Source organism: Streptomyces sp. NPDC085900, from assembly GCF_044540925.1.
Taxonomy (GTDB): domain Bacteria; phylum Actinomycetota; class Actinomycetes; order Streptomycetales; family Streptomycetaceae; genus Streptomyces; species Streptomyces gilvifuscus.
The window spans coordinates 928,706-950,151 of sequence record NZ_JBITSP010000004.1 but is presented as its reverse complement, the minus strand read 5'-3'; the positions used below and the strand labels follow the sequence as shown (position 1 = coordinate 950,151).

The 21,446-nt window shown below is 72.4% G+C and carries 18 protein-coding genes; 11 read left to right on the top strand and 7 right to left on the bottom strand.

Translation table 11 applies throughout. The features are described from left to right. Position 1 precedes the first annotated feature (1 nt). Positions 2-484, top strand: a complete 483-nt coding sequence (locus ACIGDI_RS18340; RefSeq protein ID WP_399897477.1) for a methylated-DNA--[protein]-cysteine S-methyltransferase — start codon at positions 2-4, stop codon at positions 482-484. A 36-nt stretch (positions 485-520) separates the two neighbouring features. Here ACIGDI_RS18340 and ACIGDI_RS18335 read toward each other — a convergent pair whose 3' ends face one another. Continuing rightward, positions 521-1,003 carry a DUF456 domain-containing protein gene (locus ACIGDI_RS18335; protein ID WP_399897474.1) on the bottom strand — a complete coding sequence of 161 codons (483 nt, stop codon included), beginning with the start codon at positions 1,001-1,003 and terminating at the stop codon, positions 521-523. 36 nt (positions 1,004-1,039) lie between these two features. Beyond that, a complete protein-coding gene (locus ACIGDI_RS18330; RefSeq protein ID WP_399897471.1) occupies positions 1,040-2,026 on the bottom strand; it encodes a helix-turn-helix domain-containing protein in 987 nt (328 codons plus the stop codon). A gap of 480 nt (positions 2,027-2,506) precedes the next feature. On the opposite strand from ACIGDI_RS18330, the gene ACIGDI_RS18325 reads away from it, so the two are divergent. Beyond that, a complete protein-coding gene (locus tag ACIGDI_RS18325) occupies positions 2,507-3,898 on the top strand; it encodes a protein phosphatase 2C domain-containing protein (protein WP_399897468.1) in 1,392 nt (463 codons plus the stop codon). 66 nt (positions 3,899-3,964) lie between these two features. Then, the gene (locus ACIGDI_RS18320; protein ID WP_399897464.1) at positions 3,965-5,707 is read left to right on the top strand and encodes a pyruvate dehydrogenase; all 1,743 of its coding nucleotides are present in this window, start codon (positions 3,965-3,967) and stop codon (positions 5,705-5,707) included. On the opposite strand, the gene ACIGDI_RS18315 is transcribed toward ACIGDI_RS18320, so the two are convergent. Then, positions 5,704-7,107: a helix-turn-helix domain-containing protein gene (locus tag ACIGDI_RS18315; protein WP_399897461.1), complete on the bottom strand. Its 1,404-nt coding sequence runs from the start codon at positions 7,105-7,107 to the stop codon at positions 5,704-5,706. The two genes, ACIGDI_RS18320 and ACIGDI_RS18315, sit on opposite strands and share 4 nt — an antisense overlap. A 220-nt stretch (positions 7,108-7,327) precedes the next feature. On the opposite strand from ACIGDI_RS18315, the gene ACIGDI_RS18310 reads away from it, so the two are divergent. The 3 genes from ACIGDI_RS18310 to ACIGDI_RS18300 all read left to right on the top strand — a co-directional run bounded on the left by ACIGDI_RS18310 (position 7,328) and on the right by ACIGDI_RS18300 (position 9,865). Continuing rightward, complete coding sequence (locus ACIGDI_RS18310; protein WP_399897459.1) at positions 7,328-7,948, top strand: hypothetical protein; 621 nt, start codon at positions 7,328-7,330, stop codon at positions 7,946-7,948. A 97-nt stretch (positions 7,949-8,045) separates the two neighbouring features. Further along, a complete protein-coding gene (locus ACIGDI_RS18305) occupies positions 8,046-8,507 on the top strand; it encodes a hypothetical protein (protein ID WP_399897456.1) in 462 nt (153 codons plus the stop codon). A gap of 905 nt (positions 8,508-9,412) precedes the next feature. Next, the gene (locus tag ACIGDI_RS18300) at positions 9,413-9,865 is read left to right on the top strand and encodes an ATP-binding protein (RefSeq protein WP_399897453.1); all 453 of its coding nucleotides are present in this window, start codon (positions 9,413-9,415) and stop codon (positions 9,863-9,865) included. Positions 9,866-9,918: 53 nt separating this feature from the next. Here the strand turns inward: ACIGDI_RS18300 and ACIGDI_RS18295 are convergent, their stop codons facing one another. Continuing rightward, positions 9,919-10,956, bottom strand: coding sequence for a DUF2637 domain-containing protein (locus ACIGDI_RS18295; RefSeq protein ID WP_200704282.1), 1,038 nt, complete (start codon positions 10,954-10,956; stop codon positions 9,919-9,921). 529 nt (positions 10,957-11,485) lie between these two features. Here ACIGDI_RS18295 and ACIGDI_RS18290 point away from each other — a divergent pair. Continuing rightward, entirely contained in the window at positions 11,486-12,295 is an 810-nt protein-coding gene (locus ACIGDI_RS18290) for a GntR family transcriptional regulator (protein WP_399897450.1), read from the top strand. Between the two features lie 71 nt (positions 12,296-12,366). On the opposite strand, the gene ACIGDI_RS18285 is transcribed toward ACIGDI_RS18290, so the two are convergent. The 3 genes from ACIGDI_RS18285 to ACIGDI_RS18275 all read right to left on the bottom strand — a co-directional run bounded on the left by ACIGDI_RS18285 (position 12,367) and on the right by ACIGDI_RS18275 (position 15,576). Further along, positions 12,367-12,870 carry a DUF2231 domain-containing protein gene (locus tag ACIGDI_RS18285; protein ID WP_399897448.1) on the bottom strand — a complete coding sequence of 168 codons (504 nt, stop codon included), beginning with the start codon at positions 12,868-12,870 and terminating at the stop codon, positions 12,367-12,369. 97 nt (positions 12,871-12,967) lie between these two features. Next, positions 12,968-13,750: a hypothetical protein gene (locus ACIGDI_RS18280; RefSeq protein ID WP_399897445.1), complete on the bottom strand. Its 783-nt coding sequence runs from the start codon at positions 13,748-13,750 to the stop codon at positions 12,968-12,970. A gap of 152 nt (positions 13,751-13,902) precedes the next feature. Continuing rightward, positions 13,903-15,576, bottom strand: a complete 1,674-nt coding sequence (locus ACIGDI_RS18275; RefSeq protein ID WP_399897442.1) for a PucR family transcriptional regulator — start codon at positions 15,574-15,576, stop codon at positions 13,903-13,905. Positions 15,577-15,921: 345 nt separating this feature from the next. Here ACIGDI_RS18275 and ACIGDI_RS18270 point away from each other — a divergent pair, with 345 nt between their 5' ends. The 4 genes from ACIGDI_RS18270 (at position 15,922) to ACIGDI_RS18255 (ending at position 21,400) form a co-directional block, all read left to right on the top strand. Then, positions 15,922-16,812 carry a xanthine dehydrogenase family protein subunit M gene (locus tag ACIGDI_RS18270; RefSeq protein ID WP_200704277.1) on the top strand — a complete coding sequence of 297 codons (891 nt, stop codon included), beginning with the start codon at positions 15,922-15,924 and terminating at the stop codon, positions 16,810-16,812. Then, the gene (locus ACIGDI_RS18265; protein ID WP_399897439.1) at positions 16,812-17,381 is read left to right on the top strand and encodes a (2Fe-2S)-binding protein; all 570 of its coding nucleotides are present in this window, start codon (positions 16,812-16,814) and stop codon (positions 17,379-17,381) included. Before ACIGDI_RS18270 ends, ACIGDI_RS18265 begins: the two co-directional genes overlap by 1 nt. Positions 17,382-17,386: 5 nt before the next feature. Continuing rightward, positions 17,387-19,771 (top strand): xanthine dehydrogenase family protein molybdopterin-binding subunit, encoded by a 2,385-nt coding sequence (locus ACIGDI_RS18260; protein WP_399897435.1) that lies wholly within the window; start codon positions 17,387-17,389, stop codon positions 19,769-19,771. A 171-nt stretch (positions 19,772-19,942) separates the two neighbouring features. Continuing rightward, positions 19,943-21,400, top strand: coding sequence for an NCS2 family permease (locus ACIGDI_RS18255; RefSeq protein ID WP_272178812.1), 1,458 nt, complete (start codon positions 19,943-19,945; stop codon positions 21,398-21,400). The last annotated feature ends 46 nt before the right edge of the window (positions 21,401-21,446 follow it).

Sequence of the window (21,446 nt, the reverse complement as noted above, 5' to 3'; positions counted from 1 at the left end):
GATGACCACCCTGTGGACCCGTGTCGACAGCCCCGTCGGCGCCCTGCTGATCACCGCCGACGCCACCGGCGCCCTGACCTCGGTCTCCGTGCCCGGGCAGCGCAACGGGCGTGAGGTGGATGCGAGTTGGCGGTACGAGCCGGCGCTCTTCCGTGCCGCCGAGGAACAGCTGGACGCCTACTTCGCCGGTGAACTGAAGGACTTCCGGCTGCCGTTCAGCACCGCGGGCAGCGAGTTCCGGGAGCGGGTGTGGGCCGCTCTGGACTCCGTCCCCTACGGCGCCACCACGACCTATGGCGAGATCGCCGCGCGGATCGGGGCGCCCCGGGCGGCCGTACGGGCCGTCGGAGGCGCGATCGGCGCCAACCCGCTGCTCATCGTGCGGCCCTGCCACCGGGTGATCGGCGCGAACGGCGCGCTGACGGGCTACGCGGGCGGCCTGGAACGGAAGGTGCACCTGCTCACCCTGGAGGGCTGCCTGTAGCCCGCCTGTTCGCCGGGTCGTCGGTTCGCCGGGGCGTCAGCCCAGGAACACCACGCCCAGCCATGCCCCGGCGATCAGCAGACAGGTGAACAGCTCCGCCAGCACGCTGGAGCCGCCCGAGCGCATCGCGGTGCGCAGGGCCGCCATCGCCGGGCCGTGCCCGCCCAGACGCAGGCGTTCACTGAGATAGATGCCGCCGATGAAGCCGGGGATCGCGCCCAGGACGGGAAACAGCAGGAAGCCGAGGAACGCCCCGGCACCCGCGTACACGCCCATCCGTGGGGTCGCCCCGCTGCCCCGCAGCCGTCGGGGCGGCAGCGCCCAGCGCACGACCTGGGAGAGGAACAGCGCGACCGTCGCGCCGACCAGCACCCACCAGGCGGCCGGCCGAGGGTCCTTCAGCGCCCACCACAGGATCGCGGCCCACACCAGCCACGACCCCGGCACCCCGGGCACCAGCACCCCGCACAGGCCGAGCAGGAGGACCAGGCCGACGAGCACGAGGTCCCACACTCCCATGAGCCCAGGGTGCCCGAGCGGAGCCGAATGTGCAGGTCAGGGTCGCTCCCGAGTCACCCAGCCCCGTTCGTACGCATGCCATCCCAGCTGCAGCCGGGTCGTCGCGCCGGTCAGCTCCATCAGCCGCGCGACGCGGCGCTGCACCGTTCGCAGCCCCAGGTCCAGCTGTTTTGCCACGCTCGCGTCGGTCAGCCCGGCCAGCAGCAGGGACAGCACCTCCAGATCCGTGGCGTCGGGGCCGTCCGGCTCCTGCTCGGTGACCCCGGCCGCCCCGAACCGCAGCGGCAGCGCGTCCCGCCACACCGACTCGAACAGCCCGGACAGCAGCTGAAGCAGCCCGCTCGCGTGCACCACCAGCGCGGCCGGCTCCGCGGTGTGCGTGGTCAGCGGCACCAGGGCCAGCGAACCGTCGGCCACCACCAGCTTGGTCGGCACCCGGTCCACCACCCGCACCTCCTCGCCCCGGCCCAGCGCGGCGGACAGCTCGGTCATCCCGTCCGGCAGGTCCAGCACCGACCGCTCGACCACCACCCGGTAGCGCACTCCGCGGCCGGCGGCCTGCTCCTCGGCGTGGTTCTCCATGCCGGAGACGACGGAGGGGCTGCCGGTGACCAGCGCGCACACCTCGTCGGCCGCCCCCAGCTGCAACTGCAGGAACCGCTGGGCGACCGCGCCGGCACCGACCACCACCTCGACCAGGTCCTGCACGGCCGGTTCGGCGGCGGCCGCCCGGTACTCCTCGGCGAGCAGCGCGGCCGCCAGTTCCGCCCTCTCCAGCTCGTGCCGCTGCTGGGTGAGCAGCGCGCCCAGCGCCACCCCGGGCGGCGCCGCGACCCACCGTCCCGGCCGCGCCGACGACTGGGCGGCCAGCCCGTGCCGCTCCAGCCGCCGCAGCGCCAGCTCGGTGTCGTCCTCGCCGAGCGTCAGCCGCCGGGCCAGATCCGGTACGTCGGCGGCGCCCACCGAGACCAGCGCCCGGTACGCCGACTCGTGCGTCTCGTCCAGCCCCAGCACTGCCAGCATGCGGTGTCGTCCCTCCCCGGACCCAAGCCCACCGGGCCGCGCGGTGGCGGAAACCGGCCACGGCGCAAACCCGCCTCGGAACATCATCGCCGTACCGCCCGTCTCTCTGCCAAGGTGACGGCACGACCCTGTCGGCCCCGCCCGCCTGCGGCGGAATCCCGGGCCGTCTCACAGCTCATCTCCAGGGAACCGGGTCACACTCGGGACCGGTCCGACCGGGTCGGGACGTGATCCGGTCATCCACAGCGTGATCCGGGCCCGTGAGCGTGCCGTCGGCGCACCGTCGGCACGCAGGGGATCCGGGCCCGGGTCACCCCGGCGGTCGCCGGGCGGCTCTCCCGTGGGGGGTGGAGCCGCCCGGTGACTTCCTCCGCACCCCTGTTCGACGACTCACTCGACACGCCGTTCGACACGGCGTGCCGTGCGGGATTTTCCCGATGCCCCGTTTTCATCCGGCCCCCGCGGTGGACAATCAGGGGCATGAGTCAGCAGGGGGGAAGGCCCACCGGGCACGACGACGACTGGTGGGGACAGCTGTACGACGACTCCACCGAGGACACGGGGCCCACCCCCGCGGCCGACACTCTGGACGACCGGTTCGCCTCCGCGGCGGGAGCGGTGCACACCGGGGCGGGGGAGCGGGGCGAGGACACCGATCCCGGGACGGGACGGGGGGTTCCGCAACAGCGCTCCAGGAGCACCGAGACACCGCCCCCCGAACAGCCTCCGTCCAGCAGGACGCCGACGGAGCCGCCCGGCACGGCGGTCACGGCTCCGGCCGAGCCCCCCGCGCCGCCGTCCGTCCCGCGGACGGACGACACCCCGCCACCGCCATCGCCACCGACCCCCGAGCCATCGCCCACGCCCCACACGGCCACCCACCTCGACCTCCCCGCCTTCCCGCCACCCCCCGTCGACTACGTCGGCTCCGGCCCCCCGACCTACGACGCCGAACCCACCGCCCTCCCGCCCGCCGACCCCGACGACCTGGACGACCTCGTCGCCGACACCGTCCTCGACGGCGCCCGGTACGGCGCCTGCACCCTGCGCGCCGCCTCCGTCCGCGGCGACTCCGCCCGCTACCGGGGCGAACCCCGCCGCGACTCCCTCCTCACCGCCCGCTTCGGCACCGCCGAGCACGCCCTGGTGCTCGTCGCGATGGCCACCGGCGCCCGGGCCACCCCCGGCGCCCACCGCGCCGCCGCCGAGGCCTGCCACTGGATCGGCCGGGCCGTGGGCCGCAGCCACGCACGGCTCGCCGAGGACATCCGTGCGGGCAGGCGCGGCGACCTCAAGTCCGGCCTGCACCGCCTCACCGACCGCAGCCTCGGCAAACTGCGCGCCAGCGCCGCCGAGCAGGGCATCGACCCGGAGGAGTACGCGGCCACCCTGCGCTGCCTGCTGCTGCCCGCCGACCCGGAGTGCCGTACGCGCGTCTTCTTCGGCGTCGGGGACGGCGGACTGTTCCGCCTCAGAGACGGCGACTGGCAGGACATCGAACCCCGCGTCGCCGACGTCACCGGCGAACCGGTCGTCGGCTTCGGCTCACTGCCGGCCGAGACCCCCGAGGGCGACCGCCTGACGATGGACCTGGGCATCCCGACACCCCCGAGCCCCTACGAACCCGCCCCGGAACCACCCCGGGAACCCTTCCGCTTCCGCGCCTCCATCGCCCACCCGGGTGACACGCTCCTGATGTGCACCAGCGGCCTCGCGGAACCGCTGCGCGGCGAGCCGGACCTGTGCCGCCACCTGACCGGCCGGTGGTCCGGCCCCACCCCGCCGGGGCTCGCCGCGTTCCTGGCCGACACCCAGGTGCGGGTCAAGGGATACGCGGACGACCGCACGGCCGCCGCCGTTTGGGAGGCGTGACGCGGCGCGTTGTGAATTCATGTAACCCGTAGGGAACTCCGGAGACCGAAGGGGCATGAGAGCGCCATGGCCAAGCAGAACGTCGCCGAACAGTTCGTCGACATCCTCGTCCGAGCCGGAGTCAAGCGCCTCTACGGCGTCGTCGGCGACAGCCTCAACCCGGTCGTGGACGCCGTGCGCCGCAACGCAGCCATCGACTGGGTGCACGTCCGCCACGAGGAGACCGCCGCCTTCGCGGCCGGCGCCGAGGCCCAGATCACCGGGAAGCTCACCGCGTGCGCCGGCTCCTGCGGCCCTGGCAACCTGCACCTCATCAACGGCCTGTACGACGCCCACCGGTCCATGGCCCCCGTGCTGGCCCTCGCCTCGCACATCCCCTCCAGCGAGATCGGCCTCGGCTACTTCCAGGAGACCCACCCCGACCAGCTGTTCCGCGAGTGCAGCCACTACAGCGAGCTCATCTCCAGCCCCAAGCAGATGCCGCGCCTGCTGCAGACCGCCATCCAGAACGCCGTCGGGCGGTCGGGCGTCGCCGTCGTCTCCCTCCCCGGTGACATCGCCGACCAGCCCGCCCCCGAACGGGCCGCCGAGAGCGCGCTGGTCACCTCCCGGCCCACCGTCCGGCCGGGCGACACCGAGATCGACAAGCTCGCCGACATGATCGACCGCGCCGAGAAGGTCACTCTGTTCTGCGGCAGCGGCACGGCCGGCGCCCACGCCGAGGTCATGGAGTTCGCCGGGAAGATCAAGTCACCCGTCGGCCACGCCCTGCGCGGCAAGGAGTGGATCCAGTACGACAACCCGTACGACGTCGGCATGAGCGGCCTGCTCGGCTACGGCGCCGCCTACGAGGCCACCCACGAGTGCGACCTGCTGATCCTGCTCGGCACCGACTTCCCCTACAACGCCTTCCTGCCCGACGACGTGACGATCGTCCAGGTCGACGTCCGGCCCGAGCACCTGGGCCGCCGCTCGAAACTCGACCTGGCCGTCTGGGGCGATGTGCGCGAGACCCTGCGCTGCCTGATCCCGCGGGTCAAGGAGAAGACCGACCGCCGCTTCCTGGACCGCATGCTGAAGAAGCACGCCGGCGCCCTGGAGGGCGTGGTCAAGGCATACACCCGCAAGGTCGACAAGCACGTCCCCATCCACCCGGAGTACGTGGCCTCCGTCCTCGACGAACTCGCCGACGACGACGCGGTGTTCACCGTCGACACCGGCATGTGCAACGTCTGGGCCGCCCGCTACATCTCGCCCAACGGCCGCCGCCGGGTCATCGGTTCGTTCTCGCACGGCTCCATGGCGAACGCCCTGCCGATGGCGATCGGCGCGCAGCTCACCGACCGCGGCCGGCAGGTGGTGTCGATGTCGGGCGACGGCGGATTCTCCATGCTGATGGGCGACTTCCTGACGCTCGTGCAGTACGACCTGCCGGTCAAGGTCGTCCTGTTCAACAACTCCTCGCTCGGCATGGTCGAGTTGGAGATGCTGGTCGCCGGGCTGCCCTCCTACGGCACCACCAACAAGAACCCCGACTTCGCGGCCGTGGCCCGCGCGTGCGGCGCCTACGGAGTGCGGGTGGAGAAGCCCAAGGACCTCGCCGGGGCCCTGAAGTCCGCCTTCAAGCACAAGGGGCCCGCCCTGGTCGACATCGTCACCGACCCCAACGCCCTGTCCATCCCACCGAAGATCAGCGCCGAGATGGTGACGGGCTTCGCCCTGTCGGCGTCGAAGATCGTCCTGGACGGCGGTGTGGGCCGGATGCTCCAGATGGCCCGCTCCAACCTTCGCAACGTGCCACGCCGCTAGCTGTCGTAGGGGACCCAGGCGCGGTCGCCGGAGTCGTTCGTGCCGTACCAGTAGCGCGGCATGTCCGTGATGCCGCTCGTGTGGAACGGGCGGCCGTGGTCGTCGATGCGGATCGTGCCCTTGCGGCCCTGGGAGGACCAGTCGAGTTCGAGGTACCAGCGGGCGTCGTGGGCCCGTGTCGTCGCGTCCACGAGCAGCACCTCGGGGTCCTGGGCTGAGACGCGGTAGGGGAAGTGCACGGCAGGGATGGTGTGTTCGCTGTCGGCGCCGTCCTTCGGCCGGGCGATGGGCCGGTCGGCGTCGAGGTTCACGGTGAAGCTGCGGGGCGTGAGTTCGCCGCCGCAGCCCTGGTCCATGGCGTAGGCGTTGCCGGTCAGGGGCTGCCCCCGGCCGACGATCCGCACCCGCAGGGCCTCCAGGACGACGGCCGTCGACGAGCGCCCCTGCACGGAGACCTGCACCAGGGTCTGCCGCCCGTGCACCGCGCCCTGCGTCGCCGCCCAGGTCCCGGCGTCCTGCTGGACCGGGGGCGGGGGCACCTGGGCGGGCGGCTTGTCGATGACGTAGTCGTGACCGCAGCCTCCCTGCCACACCTGGGAGTCCACCGTCCAGGCGAGGGGAAGTCCGGCGGCCCGCCCGCCAGTACCGCCGGTCCCGCCGGAACCGCCGCCGGGCGATGCCGAGGCGGTGGGCTTCTTCCCCGCCTCGGGTGAGGACGAGTTCGGGGCGGTGGTGGGGGAGGAACCGGCCGACGGCTTCGACGGGCGCCACGGCGCGCCCGGCGCCGTGGTCCGGGGCGCCGTGCTGTCGTGCGGCGCCCGTGCCTGCGGGGCACGGTCGTCCGAGAGGGCGCGCAGGCTGCCCAGGGAGGCGAGCAGCGCACACGCCACACCGACGGACACCAGCACCCGCCGACGCCGATACCAGGAACGCGGCCCCGGAGCGGGGTCGGGTGCGGGCTCGGACGCGGGTTCGGGTGCGCCCTCCGCCGAAGCCGCCTCCTCAGCCGGAACGGCGTCCCTGGCTGCGGGTGCCTCGTCCGTCGGCCTCGGCGTCGGCTCGGCCGCCGCAGGCGTCGCCCCCGGCGCTCCCGGCTCGGTCGCCGCAGCCGGGTCCTCCGGCGCGCCGGGCCCGGTCGACCGCGGGCGCTGGCGCGCCGCCACGGCCCGCAGCCACAGGCGGTGCAGTTCCAGGCGTTCCTCCGGTGTCGCCGCGCAGAACGCCGCGAGGCGCTCCACCGGCGCGTACTCCAGCGGTACCGCCTCCCCCGCGCAGTAGCGGTGCAGCGTGGAGGTGTTCATGTGCAGGCGCCGGGCCAGGGAGCCGTAGCTCCGGTCCGTGCGGTCCTTCAGCCGGCGCAGCAGCGCCGCGAACTCCTCGACCTCGTCCCCAGCCGACACCGTTCCCCCGTCGTCGCGTCGCGTCCCCGTATCCCAGGCACTCCATATACCTGCACGTCAGATGGGCTGGGATGGTTCCACCGTCGCCGAACGGGCGGTGGCCGTTGCGCCGGACCGCGCCGACCGCCGATGCTCTTGGTGTCGCACCGACCGGGCCGGACCGACCTTCCGGCGTCGCGGCGACAGCCCACACCCATGCACTCACTCACGGGGGACACCCATGCCCAAGCGCACCCGAGCAGGTGTGCTCGTCGCACTGGCCGCCGCGGGCCTCGCCGCAGGCACCGCACTCGCCCAGCCGGCGGGCGCCGCCACCAAGGCACCCGGCTTCCTGGCGGCCGCCGACCTTCCGCCGTACGCCACGTCGTCCTGGACGGCCGGCAAGGTCACCGGCGGCCTGCCGGAGGCGGTGGAGGTGGACCGCTGCCTGGGCCTGGTGCTGAACGACGACCGGGGCTCCTGGTACCGGGAGTTCCACACCGACCTCGACGCGCACGCCGTCCAGGTCGGCGTCGTGTCGTCGACCACCGGCGCGGCCAAGGGGCGGTTCACGCGGCTGACCAAGGACATCGCGTCCTGCGCGGCACGGACCGAGAAGGCCGACCCGGACCTGAAGGTCACGTTCAAGGACTACGGCACCCTGCCCGTGGAGGAGGGCGCCCACCTCTACGGCCTGCACACGCAGAGCTCCTGGGGTGCGACCGACATCCGCCTCCTCGCGGTCGGCCGGGACGGCCGGACCGTGACGGTCGTCGACTGGGGACGGATGGGCGGCTTCAAGGACGCCCCGGTGAAGGCCTTCAAGAAGACGGCCACCAAGGCCGTCGACAAGCTCCACTGACCGCACGACCGGGGCCGCCCTCCTGCCACGGGGGTCAAGAGGGCGGCCCACCGACCACCCGACACGCAACGCACACTTCGAAAAACGGGGAACTCACATGAACAGCAAGACCCGCACCGCCCTGTCCGCCGGCGTCCTCGCCGTCGCCCTCGGTCTCGGCGCCACCGCCCAGGCCTCCGCCGGCGCCCCGCGCAGCGTCAGCGGCAAGCCGTCGGACAACCTCACCCGCGTCGCCGACTTCTACGGCGCCTACATCGACGCGGTGACCGACGAGGACAGCGGCAACCTCGGCCAGGCCCTGCGCGCCCACTACCTCACGCCCGCCTTCCAGAAGCAGCTGGCCGCCTGGGAGGAAAGGGAGCACGCCGACGGCGTCCTGCGCGCCCAGAACGTCCCGCTCGCCTGGAAGGTCACCGACAACGGCACCGCGAAGAACCACACGGAGGCCGTCGTGACCCTCACCTGGAGCCGCAACAGCACCACCAAGGTGTACGTCGACGTGACCCGCGACACCCACCAGATCTACCGCATCGGTGCGAAGGCCCTGGGAGCGAAGTAGTCACTCCGGTGGCGACCGCGACATGACGATGCGGATCGGCCGCGGCCCGAAGGCGAACCGACCTTCGGACCGCGGCCGTTCCGGCGTGTCCGTCCGGTCCCGGCTCGGTCACCGGGTCGGGGACCAGCGGATTCCGGCCACTTTCAAGAGCCGCGGGAGGACGGCCGCGCCGCCGAAGCGGTGCGCGCACCGCCCGGAACCGGCTGCCACACGGTTTCGTCGGGTACGGCGGGCTCGGCAGACGGGAATCGGTAGTTGGGGCGATCCTCGGCGGTCAGGATGCCGCCCGGGCGCGTAGTCGCGGAGCCGGACGACAAGGACGTACCGGCGCCCCTTCGTGGAACGGACGGAACGGTTCGTCTCCGCTCGCCGTGGAGGGGACGGCGAGGCGTCGATCGCGCGGGGAACGCCCCTGAGGAGGCCGTCCGCGACGTCGTACGGCAGGCCCTGGACCTGGGCGTCCGGCCCGTCGAACAGGACCTCGGGACCAACGGTGCGACCAGGGCTTTCCGCAGGCCGTGCCGCTGGCGAAGGACTCGCGGGCGGCACGGCGGTGTCCGCTCTCCCCGGGACACCGAGGCGGCCGGCGACGCGCGCCTGCCGCGGTGCACGGGCCGCGCGAAATGGCTCATGGCAAGTTCCGGACGCGCTTCCCCGCGTGTGCGGTCACCGTGCGCGGCGGTCCGCTCGTGGCCCGCACAGTCCCCCCCCGGCTTCCTCCCAAGCGCCCCTCCACCCGGCCGGGAGGGCCTCAACCTTGGCCGAACACCTGGTCATCGAGGATTCGACATGACTGGCGCGTGTGGCATGGGGCATGGATCCCGTGAACGTGTTCGACAAGGAGGGGAACCGACATCGGCACGCGGGCGGGGGTCATGAAGAGGCAGGCACGAGGGGGCGGTCCCATGGCGATCGGGGCCTCCTCGGCTCAGACGGTGGAGGAAAGGACGGACGGCGTCCCGGCACCGGAGCAGCCGTCGCAGCTACGGCAGAGACTCGGACGGGCGGACCTGAAGGCGGTGCCCGAGGCGCGCAGGGCGCTGCGCGAGCTGTTGCGGCACTGGGGCAGGCCCGGACGGTCGGAGATAGCGGAGTTGCTCACCAGCGAACTCGTCACCAACGCGCTCATCCACACCGACCGGGAGGCGGTGCTCACCGCCACCGTGGGATCCCACGGACTACGGGTGGAGGTACGGGACTTCGTGGCCCGCAGGCCGCGGCTGCGCGTGCCGGTGGCCGACGACGGTACGCACGGCAGGGGCCTGGTACTGGTGCAGTCCCTCGCGGACGCGTGGGGAGTGCGGTCACACGGCGTGGGGAAGGCCGTGTGGTTCGAACTCGACGCGGAGGCCGCCTGAACGGGGAGGGGGCGTGGCCCGCAGGCCACGCCCCCTCCCCATGACGGCCGTCTCTAGCCGAACTGCTGCTCGAGGTCCTTGAGCTTGCGCTCCAGGGAGTCGAGGCGCGGCAGGGCCATTGTGTCGTCCTCCGCGGTGAGGTCGACGGTCACCGGGTCAGAACCGCCCTTGCGGACGGGCTGCAACGAGGGACGGTGGCGTACGGGCAGCGGCTCCGGCGCGGATATGGCAGGCTCCGCGGTGGCCTGGGCGGAGGCCCGCTCCAGGGCCTGCGGCTCGGGCCGGCCGCCACGGCCGATGAACCCGCGGTGCCCGCGGCTGATCGCCTTGAGCTGCGCGCGCTCCAGGCGGTCCGCCTCGCGGCGGCGCAGGCGGTTCTCCTCCTTCTGCCGCTTGTCCTCGCGGACCTCCTCGACCGCCTCGTCCAGGCTGCGCACACCCTCCAGGAGCATGAGCGACCAGGCCCTGTAGGTCTCACGGGGGGCCCGCAGCCAGCGGACGATGCGGATCTGCGGCAGCGGACGCGGCACCAGACCCTGCTCGCGCAGGGCGGCGCGACGGGTCTGCTTCAGCGCGCGGTCGAACAGGACGGCAGCCGAAAGGGACATGCCGGAGAAGAACTGCGGCGCGCCCGCGTGGTCGATGCCCCTGGGCGCGTGCACCCAGTTGAACCAGGCCGCGGCGCCCGCGAACGTCCACACCAGTATCCGGGAGCCGAGGGCCGCGTCACCGTGGCTGGCCTCGCGCACCGCGAGCACGGAACAGAACATGGCCGCGCCGTCCAGGCCGAACGGCACCAGGTACTCCCAGCCGTCGGTGAGGCCGAGGTTCTGCTGGCCGAAGCCGACCAGGCCGTGGAAGGAGAGCGCCGCGGCGACCGCCGCACAGCAGAACAGCAGCACGTAGGAGGCGGTGGCGTACAAGGCCTCCTTGCGCCTGCGGCGCTCCTCGCTGCGCTCCCACGAGTCGTCCTTCGCGTGCTCCCCGCCGGACCGCTTGCTGCGCGCGAGCACCGCCACCGCCGCCAGCATGCCCAGGAGCAGTACGGCGCCCGGAAGCAGCCAGTTCAGCGATATGTCGGTCAGTCTCATCTAGGGGTCCCTTGCATTGGGATAGGGCGTAACGCCCGCCATAGTGGCCCAATCCCACCGGCCCTCAGGGGGTTTCGGGGCAAGAGGCCGCCAAGGAAGTGCAAGGGGATGCCCAGGGCGGCGTTCTGCTCGAACTGCCGCTTGAGGGGCGGGAGTTGAGTTCGAATAAGACTACCCGTACGGATGGTTCTTCGGAAAGTTCCTGCGACAAGTGAGGAAGTTGTGAATCACCTGTAACCGAAGGAGCGGTCTCGTCGCGGTGATCTTACGGGACCGGCGCGGAGGTTGCGCCTCCGGGGTCCTCAACTGGCGTCCGCTCCCGACGGCTTGGTCGCCGGGAGCGAGGCAGGTGGTCCGGCGTGCCCTGTGCGGGGTGGCGCCCTCCGGATCGAGCTCGGAGCAAGGCAAGGCTTGCCTCATTCGAGACAATCGGGATTTGAACTGACGGCTTGTGCGCTTATGGTGCTTGACGGACGAGTAACAACCCGCCGTAATGACCCCAAGTACCGACACGTCCGGAGGAGGACCCGTGAGGCAGAGCGCACAGGGCTCGGCGCGGACGGGGATCCCGCAGGCCGGCACGGACGTGCCCAGGGTGCCGCCGCAGCCGGCCGCGGCCGACGTCGACCGGGAACGGGGCCTCGCCGCGGGCGGGGGCACACGCGGCGAGCACACGCACAGTGAGCAGCCGCTCACCGCGCCGCGTCCGGTCCAGCGGGCCTCGGTGCGGGGGCAGATCCTCACCGCGCTGCGCACGGCGCTGGTGACGGGCGAGCTGCGGCCCGGCGAGGTGTACTCGGCGCCGGCCCTGGGCGAGCGCTTCGGCGTCTCCGCGACACCGGTGCGCGAGGCGATGCAGCAGCTGGCGCTGGAGGGCGCCGTCGAGGTGGTGCCCAACCGCGGCTTCCGGGTGGTGGAGCGCGGGACCCGTGAACTGGCCGAACTGGCCGAGGTGCGGGCGCTGATCGAGGTACCGGTGATGCTGCGCCTGGCCCGTACGGTCCCGGTGGAGCGCTGGGCGGAGCTGCGCCCGCTCGCCGAGGCGACGGTCCGCGCCGCGTCCTCGGGCTGCCGGGCGACGTACGGGGAGTCGGACCGCACCTTTCACCGGGCCATGCTGGCCCTGTCCGGCAACGAGCAGCTCGTCCGCATCGCCGACGACCTGCACCGCCGCGCGCAGTGGCCGCTGGTCGGGGCTCCGGCGTCGCGCGGGCGTGCCGACCTGGTGGCCGACGCGGCGGAGCACACGGCACTGCTCGACGCCCTGATCGCCCGGGACCTGGACGTGGTGCGGGGGCTGGTGGGGGAGCACTTCGCGGGGGCGGCCCGCCCGCACTGAACCGGCATGGTCCGTGCGGGAGTTCCCACCGACCGGACCCCCCGCACGTCCCGTTCCGCCGCGGCCGGGGGTCAGTCGTCCCCGTCGCCCGATCCGGTGGCCGTCTTCGAGTAGCCGTCGTGCCAGGCGGCCTTCGCGCCGGAGTCGCCGATGCGGTACACGTCCACGATCGCGCCCGCCGCCACGACGACCGACAGCACCGCGGCCGCGATCCGTATCACCGACGCCGACCGGTTGCCCGTCTGCTCGGACGGCGTCCGCCGGGTGGTCCACCACACCGCCGCCGCCAGCACGAACAGGCCCAGTGCCCAGGGCAGCAGTCCGTCGCCGAGTTCCGCGTGCCGCCGTACCAGGGCGTCGCTGCCGACGTGCTCCTCCAGCCATTCGCCGGCGCTCGTGGTCAGCGGCACGCTGGCCAGGGTGACCAGCGCGAGCACCGGCAGCACCACGCCCATGCGGCGCGCGACCGCGGGCCACACGGCGCTCGCCACGAGCGCCAGCGCGGTCAGCGGTACGAGGACGACGACGAAGTGCACCAAAAGGACATGTGCGGGCAAGCCATTGACGAGGCTCATCGAGGCGCTCCTATGAGGGGGTTGGGCGCGCCACACTGGCACAGCAACTTCTCAGCTTCCTCTCAGTGACCTCTAGGCCAAGGCTGCCGCGCGCCTTTCAGGCCGTCGCCGCGTCCGCCGCGGGTGGCGCCAGCTGGCGTGCCAGCCATGTCGGTACGCCGCCCAGCAGTCGGAACAGCCGCCGGGCCTCCTCCCGCAGCCGCGACGCCTCGGGCTCCGCCTCCGCGTCCGCCAGTGACGCCAGTGCGGGCGCCGTGCCGACGAGATAGCCCAGCTCCTCCCGGATGCGCAGCGACTCGGCGAAACCGTGCCGAGCCTCCGCCAACTCCCCCTCCCGCAGGGCCAGTCCCGCGAGATGGCGCCAGGTGAAGGACAGCAGCAGGGGGTCGGAGTGGGCGGTGGCGCCCGCGTGCGCACGGCGGTACGCGGCCCGCGCGGCCTGCGGGGAGCCGGTCAGGTTCTCGGCGAGCAGCCCACGCCGGAAGTCCAGCAACGGCCGCCCCGCCGCGCCCGGCGCGATCAGCGCCGCCGCCCGCCCGAGCGCGGCCCGCGCCTCGTCGGCCCGGTCGCGCACGGAGTGCAGGGTCGCCGCGTACGCCAAGTACCCGCGTTCACAAGCGGCCGCGCCCCGCTCGTCGTCGGTGTGGGCGAGGGCCTCCGCCGTGCGCAGCGCGTCCTCGGCCGCCTCCCAGCCCTGCTCCGTGTACAGGCACTTCTCCACGAGGAGCGCGGCTCTCTGCAGCGCGGAGTCGGCGGTGACCGGCTCCAGCAGTGCGGCCGCGTCGACCCAGCAGGCCCGTGAGCGCAGCCGCCATACCGCGGTCTGGAGGGGATCGTCACCTGCGGTCGTTCCGGTACCAGACATGGCGGTATGCGCCACGTTGCCCTCCCCGAGCACGCCATCGAGCCTTGGTTGGTGGCCGCATCTCAGCACGAATCCGGGCGCTCGGCCAAGGGGCTGGGTGAAGGATTTCACAAAGTCGTGGGACCCGCGCGGCACTTGGTGCCATCCGGTGCCCCTCTCGGACGGCCTCAGCTCATCCGCAACGCCAGGAAGAAATCGAGCTTGTCCTCCAGTCGGGACAGGTCGCGGCCCGTCAACTGCTCGATCCGCCCGACCCGGTAGCGCAGCGTGTTGACGTGCAGGTGCAGCCGGGTCGCACACCGTGTCCAGGAGCCGTCGCAGTCCAGGAACGCCTCCAGGGTGGGGATCAGCTCGGCGCGGTGCCGGCGGTCGTAGTCGCGCAGCGGGTCGAGCAGGCGCGCGGTGAAGGCCCGCCGCACGTCGTCCGGCACGAACGGGAGCAGCAGCACGTGCGAGGCCAGCTCCTGGTGCCCCGCCGCGCACACCCGCCCCGGCCGCGCGGCGGCGACCCTGCGCGCGTGCCGGGCCTCCTCCAGCGCCCCGCGCAGTCCCTCCGCCGAGTGCACGGCCGCGCTCACCCCGAGCGTGACCTGCCCGTCGTCGTCGAGGCCGGCCGACAGCGGCTCCCGTACGGACTGCAGGAGCGCGTCGGCGACGATCCCGGTCTCCGAGCCGTCGTGCTCGGCGGAGACCGCCGGGAGCGGTACGAGGGCGACGGCCTCCTCGCCGGTGTGCGCGACGGCGATCCGGTCGGAGGGCTCCGGGCCCGTCGCCAGCGGGTCGACCAGGATCTCCTCCAGCAGCGACTGGGCGACCGGGCCGGCCTCGACGCCCGCGTCCTGCCACTCGACGCGGGCCACGACCACCTGCCAGTGCGGGGCGGCCCCGAGACCGGGCAGCAGGACCGGGGCGGCCACCCGGAGGCGGGCGGCGATCTCGGCCGGCGCCGCGCCCGTCTGCACCAGCTCCAGCACCTCCTGGGCGAGGCGGCGCCGGACCGTGCGGGCGGCGTCCCGGCGGTCGCGCTCGACGGAGATCAGCTGGGTGACGCCCTGCAGGAGGTCGAGGCGCTCGGCGGGCCAGTCGCCCGCGTCCGCCTCGACGGCCAGCAGCCAGTCCGACAGGACCGTCTCCCTCACGTCCCGGGCGGCCTGCGGGGAGCGGCCGCTGCTGCGGATGGGGAAGAGCGAGTACGTCGCCTGGCCGACGCTCAGCCGGTGCGGTCCGCGGCGGCCGGTGCGGGTGGCGGCGAGGTGCTCGGCGGCCAGCTCGGCGCAGACCTCGGGGGGCAGGGCGGGCCCGCCCACCTTGGAGCCCGCGATGAGCCGGCCGGTGGGGGACAGCACCCAGGCTCTGAGGTCCAGGTCGGAGCCGAGCAGGTCCAGGACCACGTCCGGGCCGCCGCCGGCCGGACCGGAGGTCATCATCCGGCGGTGCCGGTCGACCACGGCCGCGAGGTCCCCGGCGCGCTCACCGCTGACCTGCCGCACCACGTGCTCGGTGATCGTCGCGAACGCCACCGACTCGTGCACCGCGAACAGCGGCAGCCGGTTGCGGGCGCAGGCCAGCACCAGGTCGTCCGGCACGTCCCCCAGCTCCGCCTCACCGGCCGCCAGGGCGGCCACACCGGCCTGCACCAGGATCCGTACGAAAGGCTCCGAGTCGTCGGCGTCGCGCCGCCAGGCCAGGCCCGTGAGCACCAGCTCGCCGCCCGACAGATAGCGGCTCGGGTCCCGCAGGTCGGTGGTCATGACGCCCCGTACGGTGCGGTCCAGCTCGTCCTCGCCACCGAGCAGCCTCAGGCCCAGCGCATCGGTGTCCAGAAGTGCGCGCAGCCGCATTCTCGTCGCCGCCGTTCTATGTCTCGAAATCTACGATGAATCCAGAGGGTGGGCGGGGAGAGAAGTCCGCCGGACGGCGCGGAAGCCGCACCCTTCGGTCGCCGGGCTGTCTCCTGCGTTTCTACAGGAAAACAGGGAGGTAACTGAGTGCCTCCGTTCATACGAATCTACAAGATGCCCGCCCTGGCCAGCCAACTCCTTCATGGTTTCCGTGACTGACCCCCATGGAGTACGGCGCTGTGTACTGACCCCACTCCGCGTGAACAGCACATGAACGAGCCGGTCCCGCCGCACCGGAAGTGGCTCAAATCCGTACCACCAACGAGACGAAGAAGAGAGCCGGTCATGGACTTCCTTCGCCCCGCCAGCTGGGAGGAGGCGCTCGCCGCCAAGGCCGAGCACCCCACCGCTGTGCCCATTGCGGGCGGCACCGATGTGATGGTCGAGATCAACTTCGACCATCGGCGGCCCGAGTACCTGCTCGACCTGAACCGCGTCACCGACCTCACCGAGTGGGAGGTCGGCGAGGACACGGTGCGCCTCGGGGCCTCCGTCCCGTACACGAAGATCATGGAGCACCTGCGCGCCGAGCTGCCGGGTCTCGCCCTCGCCTCGCACACCGTGGCCTCCCCGCAGATCCGCAACCGCGGCGGCGTCGGCGGCAACCTCGGCACCGCCTCCCCGGCCGGCGACGCCCACCCCGCCCTGCTCGCGGCCGGCGCAGAGGTCGAGGTCGAGTCGGTGCGCGGCACCCGTCTCGTCCCGATCGACGAGTTCTACACCGGCGTGAAGCGGAACGCCCTTGCCGCCGACGAGCTCATCAAGAGCGTGCACATCAAGAAGGCCGACGGCCCGCAGCAGTACTCCAAGGTCGGTACGCGCAACGCGATGGTGATCGCCGTGTGCGCCTTCGGTCTCGCCCTGCACCCGTCGTCGCGCACCGTCCGTACGGGCATCGGTTCCGCGGCGCCCACCCCCGTCCGGGCCAAGGCCGCGGAGGAGTTCCTGAACGCGGCGCTCGAAGAGGGCGGCTTCTGGGACAACGGGAAGATCATCACCCCGTCGGTCGCCAAGCAGTTCGCGGAGCTGTGCTCCGGCGCCTGCAACCCGATCGACGACGTACGCGGCACCGCGAGCTACCGCCGCCACGCGGTGGGCGTCATGGCCCGCCGCACGCTGACCTGGACCTGGGAGTCGTACCGCGGCGCCCGCCGCACCACCGAGGGAGCTGCGTGATGCGCGTCAACTTCACCGTCAACGGACGCCCGCAGGAGGCCGACGACGTGTGGGAGGGCGAGTCCCTGCTGTACGTGCTGCGCGAGCGTCTGGGCCTTCCCGGTTCCAAGAACGCCTGCGAGCAGGGCGAGTGCGGCTCCTGCACGGTCCGCCTGGACGGCGTGCCCGTGTGCTCGTGCCTGGTCGCGGCCGGACAGGTCGAGGGCCGTGACGTCGTGACCGTCGAGGGGCTCGCGGACTACGCCCGGCAGAGGTCCTGCGGTTCCTCGTGCGGCACCTCGCTGGACGAGGCCAAGGGCTGGCAGGGCAAGGGGACCGACTCGCAGACCGGCGAGGGCGCCGGGCTCTCCCCGATCCAGCAGGCGTTCATCGACGCCGGCGCCGTCCAGTGCGGCTTCTGCACGCCGGGCCTGCTGGTCGCGGCCGACGAGATGCTGGAGCACAACCCGAACCCGACCGACGCGGACATCCGCGAGGCGCTGTCGGGCAACCTGTGCCGCTGCACGGGCTACGAGAAGATCATGGACGCGGTCCGCCTCGCGGCCGCCCGGCAGGGAGAGGCGGTCTGAGCCCGATGCCCACCAACGGCGCTCCCACCAAGATCACCCAGGGTTCGCAGACCAAGGGCGGCGTCGGCGAGTCCACGCTCCGCCCGGACGGCACCCTCAAGGTCACCGGCGAGTTCGCGTACTCCTCCGACATGTGGCACGAGGACATGCTCTGGGGCCAGATCCTGCGCTCCACGGTCGCGCACGCCGAGATCGTCTCCATCGACACCGCGGAGGCGCTCGCCACCCCGGGCGTCTACGCGGTCCTCACCTACGACGACCTGCCGACCGAGGTGCGCAACTACGGCCTGGAGATCCAGGACACCCCGGTCCTCGCGCACGGCAAGGTACGCCACCACGGCGAGCCGGTCGCGCTCGTCGCCGCCGACCACCCGGAGACCGCCCGCCGCGCCGCCGCCAAGATCAGGGTCGAGTACCGCGAACTGCCCGTCATCACCGACGAGGCCTCGGCGACCGCGCCCGACGCGATCCTCGTCCACGAGGGCCGCGACGACCACCACGCCGGGCACGTCCCGCACCCGAACATCGTCCACCGCCAGCCGATCGTCCGCGGCGACGTGGAGGCGGCCCGCAGGCGGGCGGACGTGATCGTCGAGGGCGAGTACACCTTCGGCATGCAGGACCAGGCCTTCCTCGGCCCCGAGTCCGGGCTCGCGGTACCGGAGGAGGACGGCGGCGTCCACCTCTACATCGCCACCCAGTGGCTCCACTCCGACCTGCGCCAGATGGCGCCCGTCCTCGGCCTGCCCGAGGACAAGGTGCGGATGACGCTGGCCGGCGTCGGCGGCGCGTTCGGCGGCCGCGAGGACCTGTCGATGCAGATCCACGCCTGTCTGCTGGCCCTGCGCACCGGCAAGCCCGTCAAGATCGTCTACAACCGCTTCGAGTCGTTCTTCGGGCACGTCCACCGCCACCCGGCCAAGCTGTACTACGAGCACGGGGCCACGCGCGACGGCAAGCTCACGCACCTGAAGTGCCGGATCGTCCTGGACGGCGGCGCCTACGCCTCCGCCTCCCCGGCCGTCGTCGGCAACGCCTCCTCCCTCTCCGTCGGCCCGTACGTCGTCGACGACGTCGACATCGAGGCCATCGCCCTCTACACCAACAACCCGCCCTGCGGCGCCATGCGCGGCTTCGGCGCGGTCCAGGCGTGCTTCGCCTACGAGGCGCAGATGGACAAGCTGGCGAAGGAACTGGGCATGGACCCGGTGGAGTTCCGTCGGCTCAACGCCATGGAGCAGGGCACGATCATGCCGACCGGGCAGCCGGTCGACTCCCCGGCGCCCGTCGCCGAACTCCTGCGCCGCGTCAAGGCGATGCCCATGCCGCCGGAGCGCCAGTGGGAGTCCAGCGAGGGCGCGGACGTACGGCAGCTGCCCGGCGGCCTGTCCAACACCACCCACGGCGAAGGCGTCGTACGCGGGGTCGGCTACGCGGTCGGCATCAAGAACGTCGGCTTCTCCGAGGGCTTCGACGACTACTCCACCGCCAAGGTCCGCATGGAGGTCGTCGGCGGCGAGCCCGTCGCCACCGTGCACACCGCGATGGCCGAGGTCGGCCAGGGCGGGGTCACCGTCCACGCGCAGATCGCCCGCACCGAGCTGGGCGTCGCCCAGGTCACCATCCACCCGGCGGACACCCAGGTCGGCAGCGCCGGCTCGACGTCGGCCTCCCGGCAGACGTACGTCACCGGCGGCGCCGTGAAGAACGCCTGCGAGCTGGTGCGCGAGCGGGTGCTGGAGATCGGGCGCCGCAAGTTCGGCACGTACCACCCCGCGTGGGCGACCGCCGAACTGGTGCTGGAGGGCGGCAAGGTCGTCACCGACGGCGGCGAGGTCCTCGCCGACCTGGTGGACGTCCTGGAGGACGAGGCCGTCGAGCTGGAGGAGGAGTGGCGGCACCGGCCGACCGAGCCCTTCGACCTGCGCACCGGCCAGGGCAACGGCCACGTCCAGTACTCCTTCGCCGCGCACCGCGCCGTCGTCGAGGTCGACACCGAGCTCGGGCTCGTCAAGGTGATCGAGCTGGCCTGCGCCCAGGACGTCGGCAAGGCGCTCAACCCGCTGTCCGTCATCGGCCAGATCCAGGGCGGCACCACCCAGGGTCTCGGAGTCGCGGTGATGGAGGAGATCATCGTCGACCCGAAGACGGCGAAGGTCAGGAACCCCTCCTTCACGGACTACCTGATCCCCACCATCCTCGACACGCCGACGATCCCCGTCGACGTGCTCGAACTCGCCGACGACCACGCCCCGTACGGGCTGCGCGGCATCGGCGAGGCTCCCACCCTGTCGTCCACCCCGGCCGTCCTCGCGGCGATCCGGAACGCGACGGGGCTGGAGCTGAACAGGACGCCGGTACGGCCCGAACACCTCACCGGCACGGCGTAGGCAAGTCCCTCCGGGCGGTGCGGGAACGTCACATTCCGACGTGCCGCCCGGAGCAACCAGTTCGTTCGTCTCGGGCCGTCCCCCGGGTCGTGCGGCCGCAGCACCTTCCCAAATCCCGCACCACTCAAAGCAGTTCGCGGGTGCCCCTTTGAACCTTGGGAGTAGGCCCACATGACCCAGCAGTCACTGGAGCCGCAGACCGTCTCGGACGACGCGGGCGCAGGATCCCGCGTCCCCGCCGGACGGTCGTGGCTCGACCGGTACTTCCACATATCCCGGCGAGGATCCACGGTCGCGCGCGAGGTCCGCGGCGGCGTCACCACCTTCATGGCGATGGCGTACATCCTCCTGCTCAACCCCCTGATCCTGTCCGGGAAGGACGCGGCGGGGGACACGCTCGGCCAGAAGGCCCTGATCACCGCCACCGCGTTCGCGGCGGCCTTCACCACGCTGCTGATGGGCTTCTTCGGCAAGGTCCCGCTGGCCCTCGCCGCCGGCCTGTCCGTCTCCGGCGTGCTGTCCTCGCAGGTCGCCCCGCAGATGACCTGGCCGCAGGCCATGGGCATGTGCGTGATGTACGGCGTCGTCATCATGCTGCTGGTCGTCACCGGACTGCGCGAGATGATCATGAACGCGATCCCGCTCGCGCTCAAGCACGGCATCACGATGGGCATCGGCCTGTTCATCGCCCTCATCGGCTTCTACAAGTCCGGCTTCGTGCACCAGGGCAAGGCCACCCCGGTCACCCTCGGCCCGGCGGGCGAACTCGCGGGCTGGCCGGTGCTGTTGTTCGCCGGCACCCTGCTGCTGATCTTCATGCTGCAGGCCCGCAACTTCCCCGGCGCCATCCTCGTCGGCATCGTCAGCGGCACGATCGTCGCCGCGATCCTGAACGCCGCCGGCGTCATCGACCCCCGGCAGTGGGCCAACGGCGCCCCCGAACTGCACGGCAGTGCCGTGTCGATGCCCGACTTCTCGCTGATGGGGCACGTCGAGTTCGGCGGCTGGGGCAAGGTCGGTGCGATGACCGTCGGCATGATCGTCTTCACCCTGGTGCTCGCCGGGTTCTTCGACGCCATGGCCACCATCATCGGCGTGGGCACCGAGGCCAAACTGGCCGACGACAAGGGCCGGATGCCCGGGCTGTCGAAGGCGCTGTTCATCGACGGCGCGGGCGGCGCGATCGGCGGTGTGGCCGGCGGCTCCGGCCAGACGGTCTTCATCGAGTCGGCGACCGGCGTCGGCGAGGGCGCCCGTACCGGACTGGCCTCGGTGATCACCGGCCTGTTCTTCGCGGCCTGCCTCTTCTTCACCCCGCTGACGGCGATCGTCCCGCAGGAGGTCGCGTCCGCCGCCCTGGTGGTCATCGGCTCGATGATGCTGATGAACGCCCGGCACGTGGACTGGGCCGACCGCGCGACCGCGATCCCGGTCTTCCTGACCGTCGTCGTGATGCCGTTCACGTACAGCATCACCGCCGGAGTCGCCGCGGGCGTCATCTCCTACACCGCCATCAAGGCCGCCCAGGGCAAGGCGCGCGAGATCGGCGTCTTCATGTGGGGCCTGACGGCGATCTTCCTGGTGTACTTCGCGCTCAACCCGATCGAGAGCTGGATGGGCGTGCACTAGGCGCCACCGGAAACCCGCTCTCGTCCACGCCCTCCACCCGACCCCC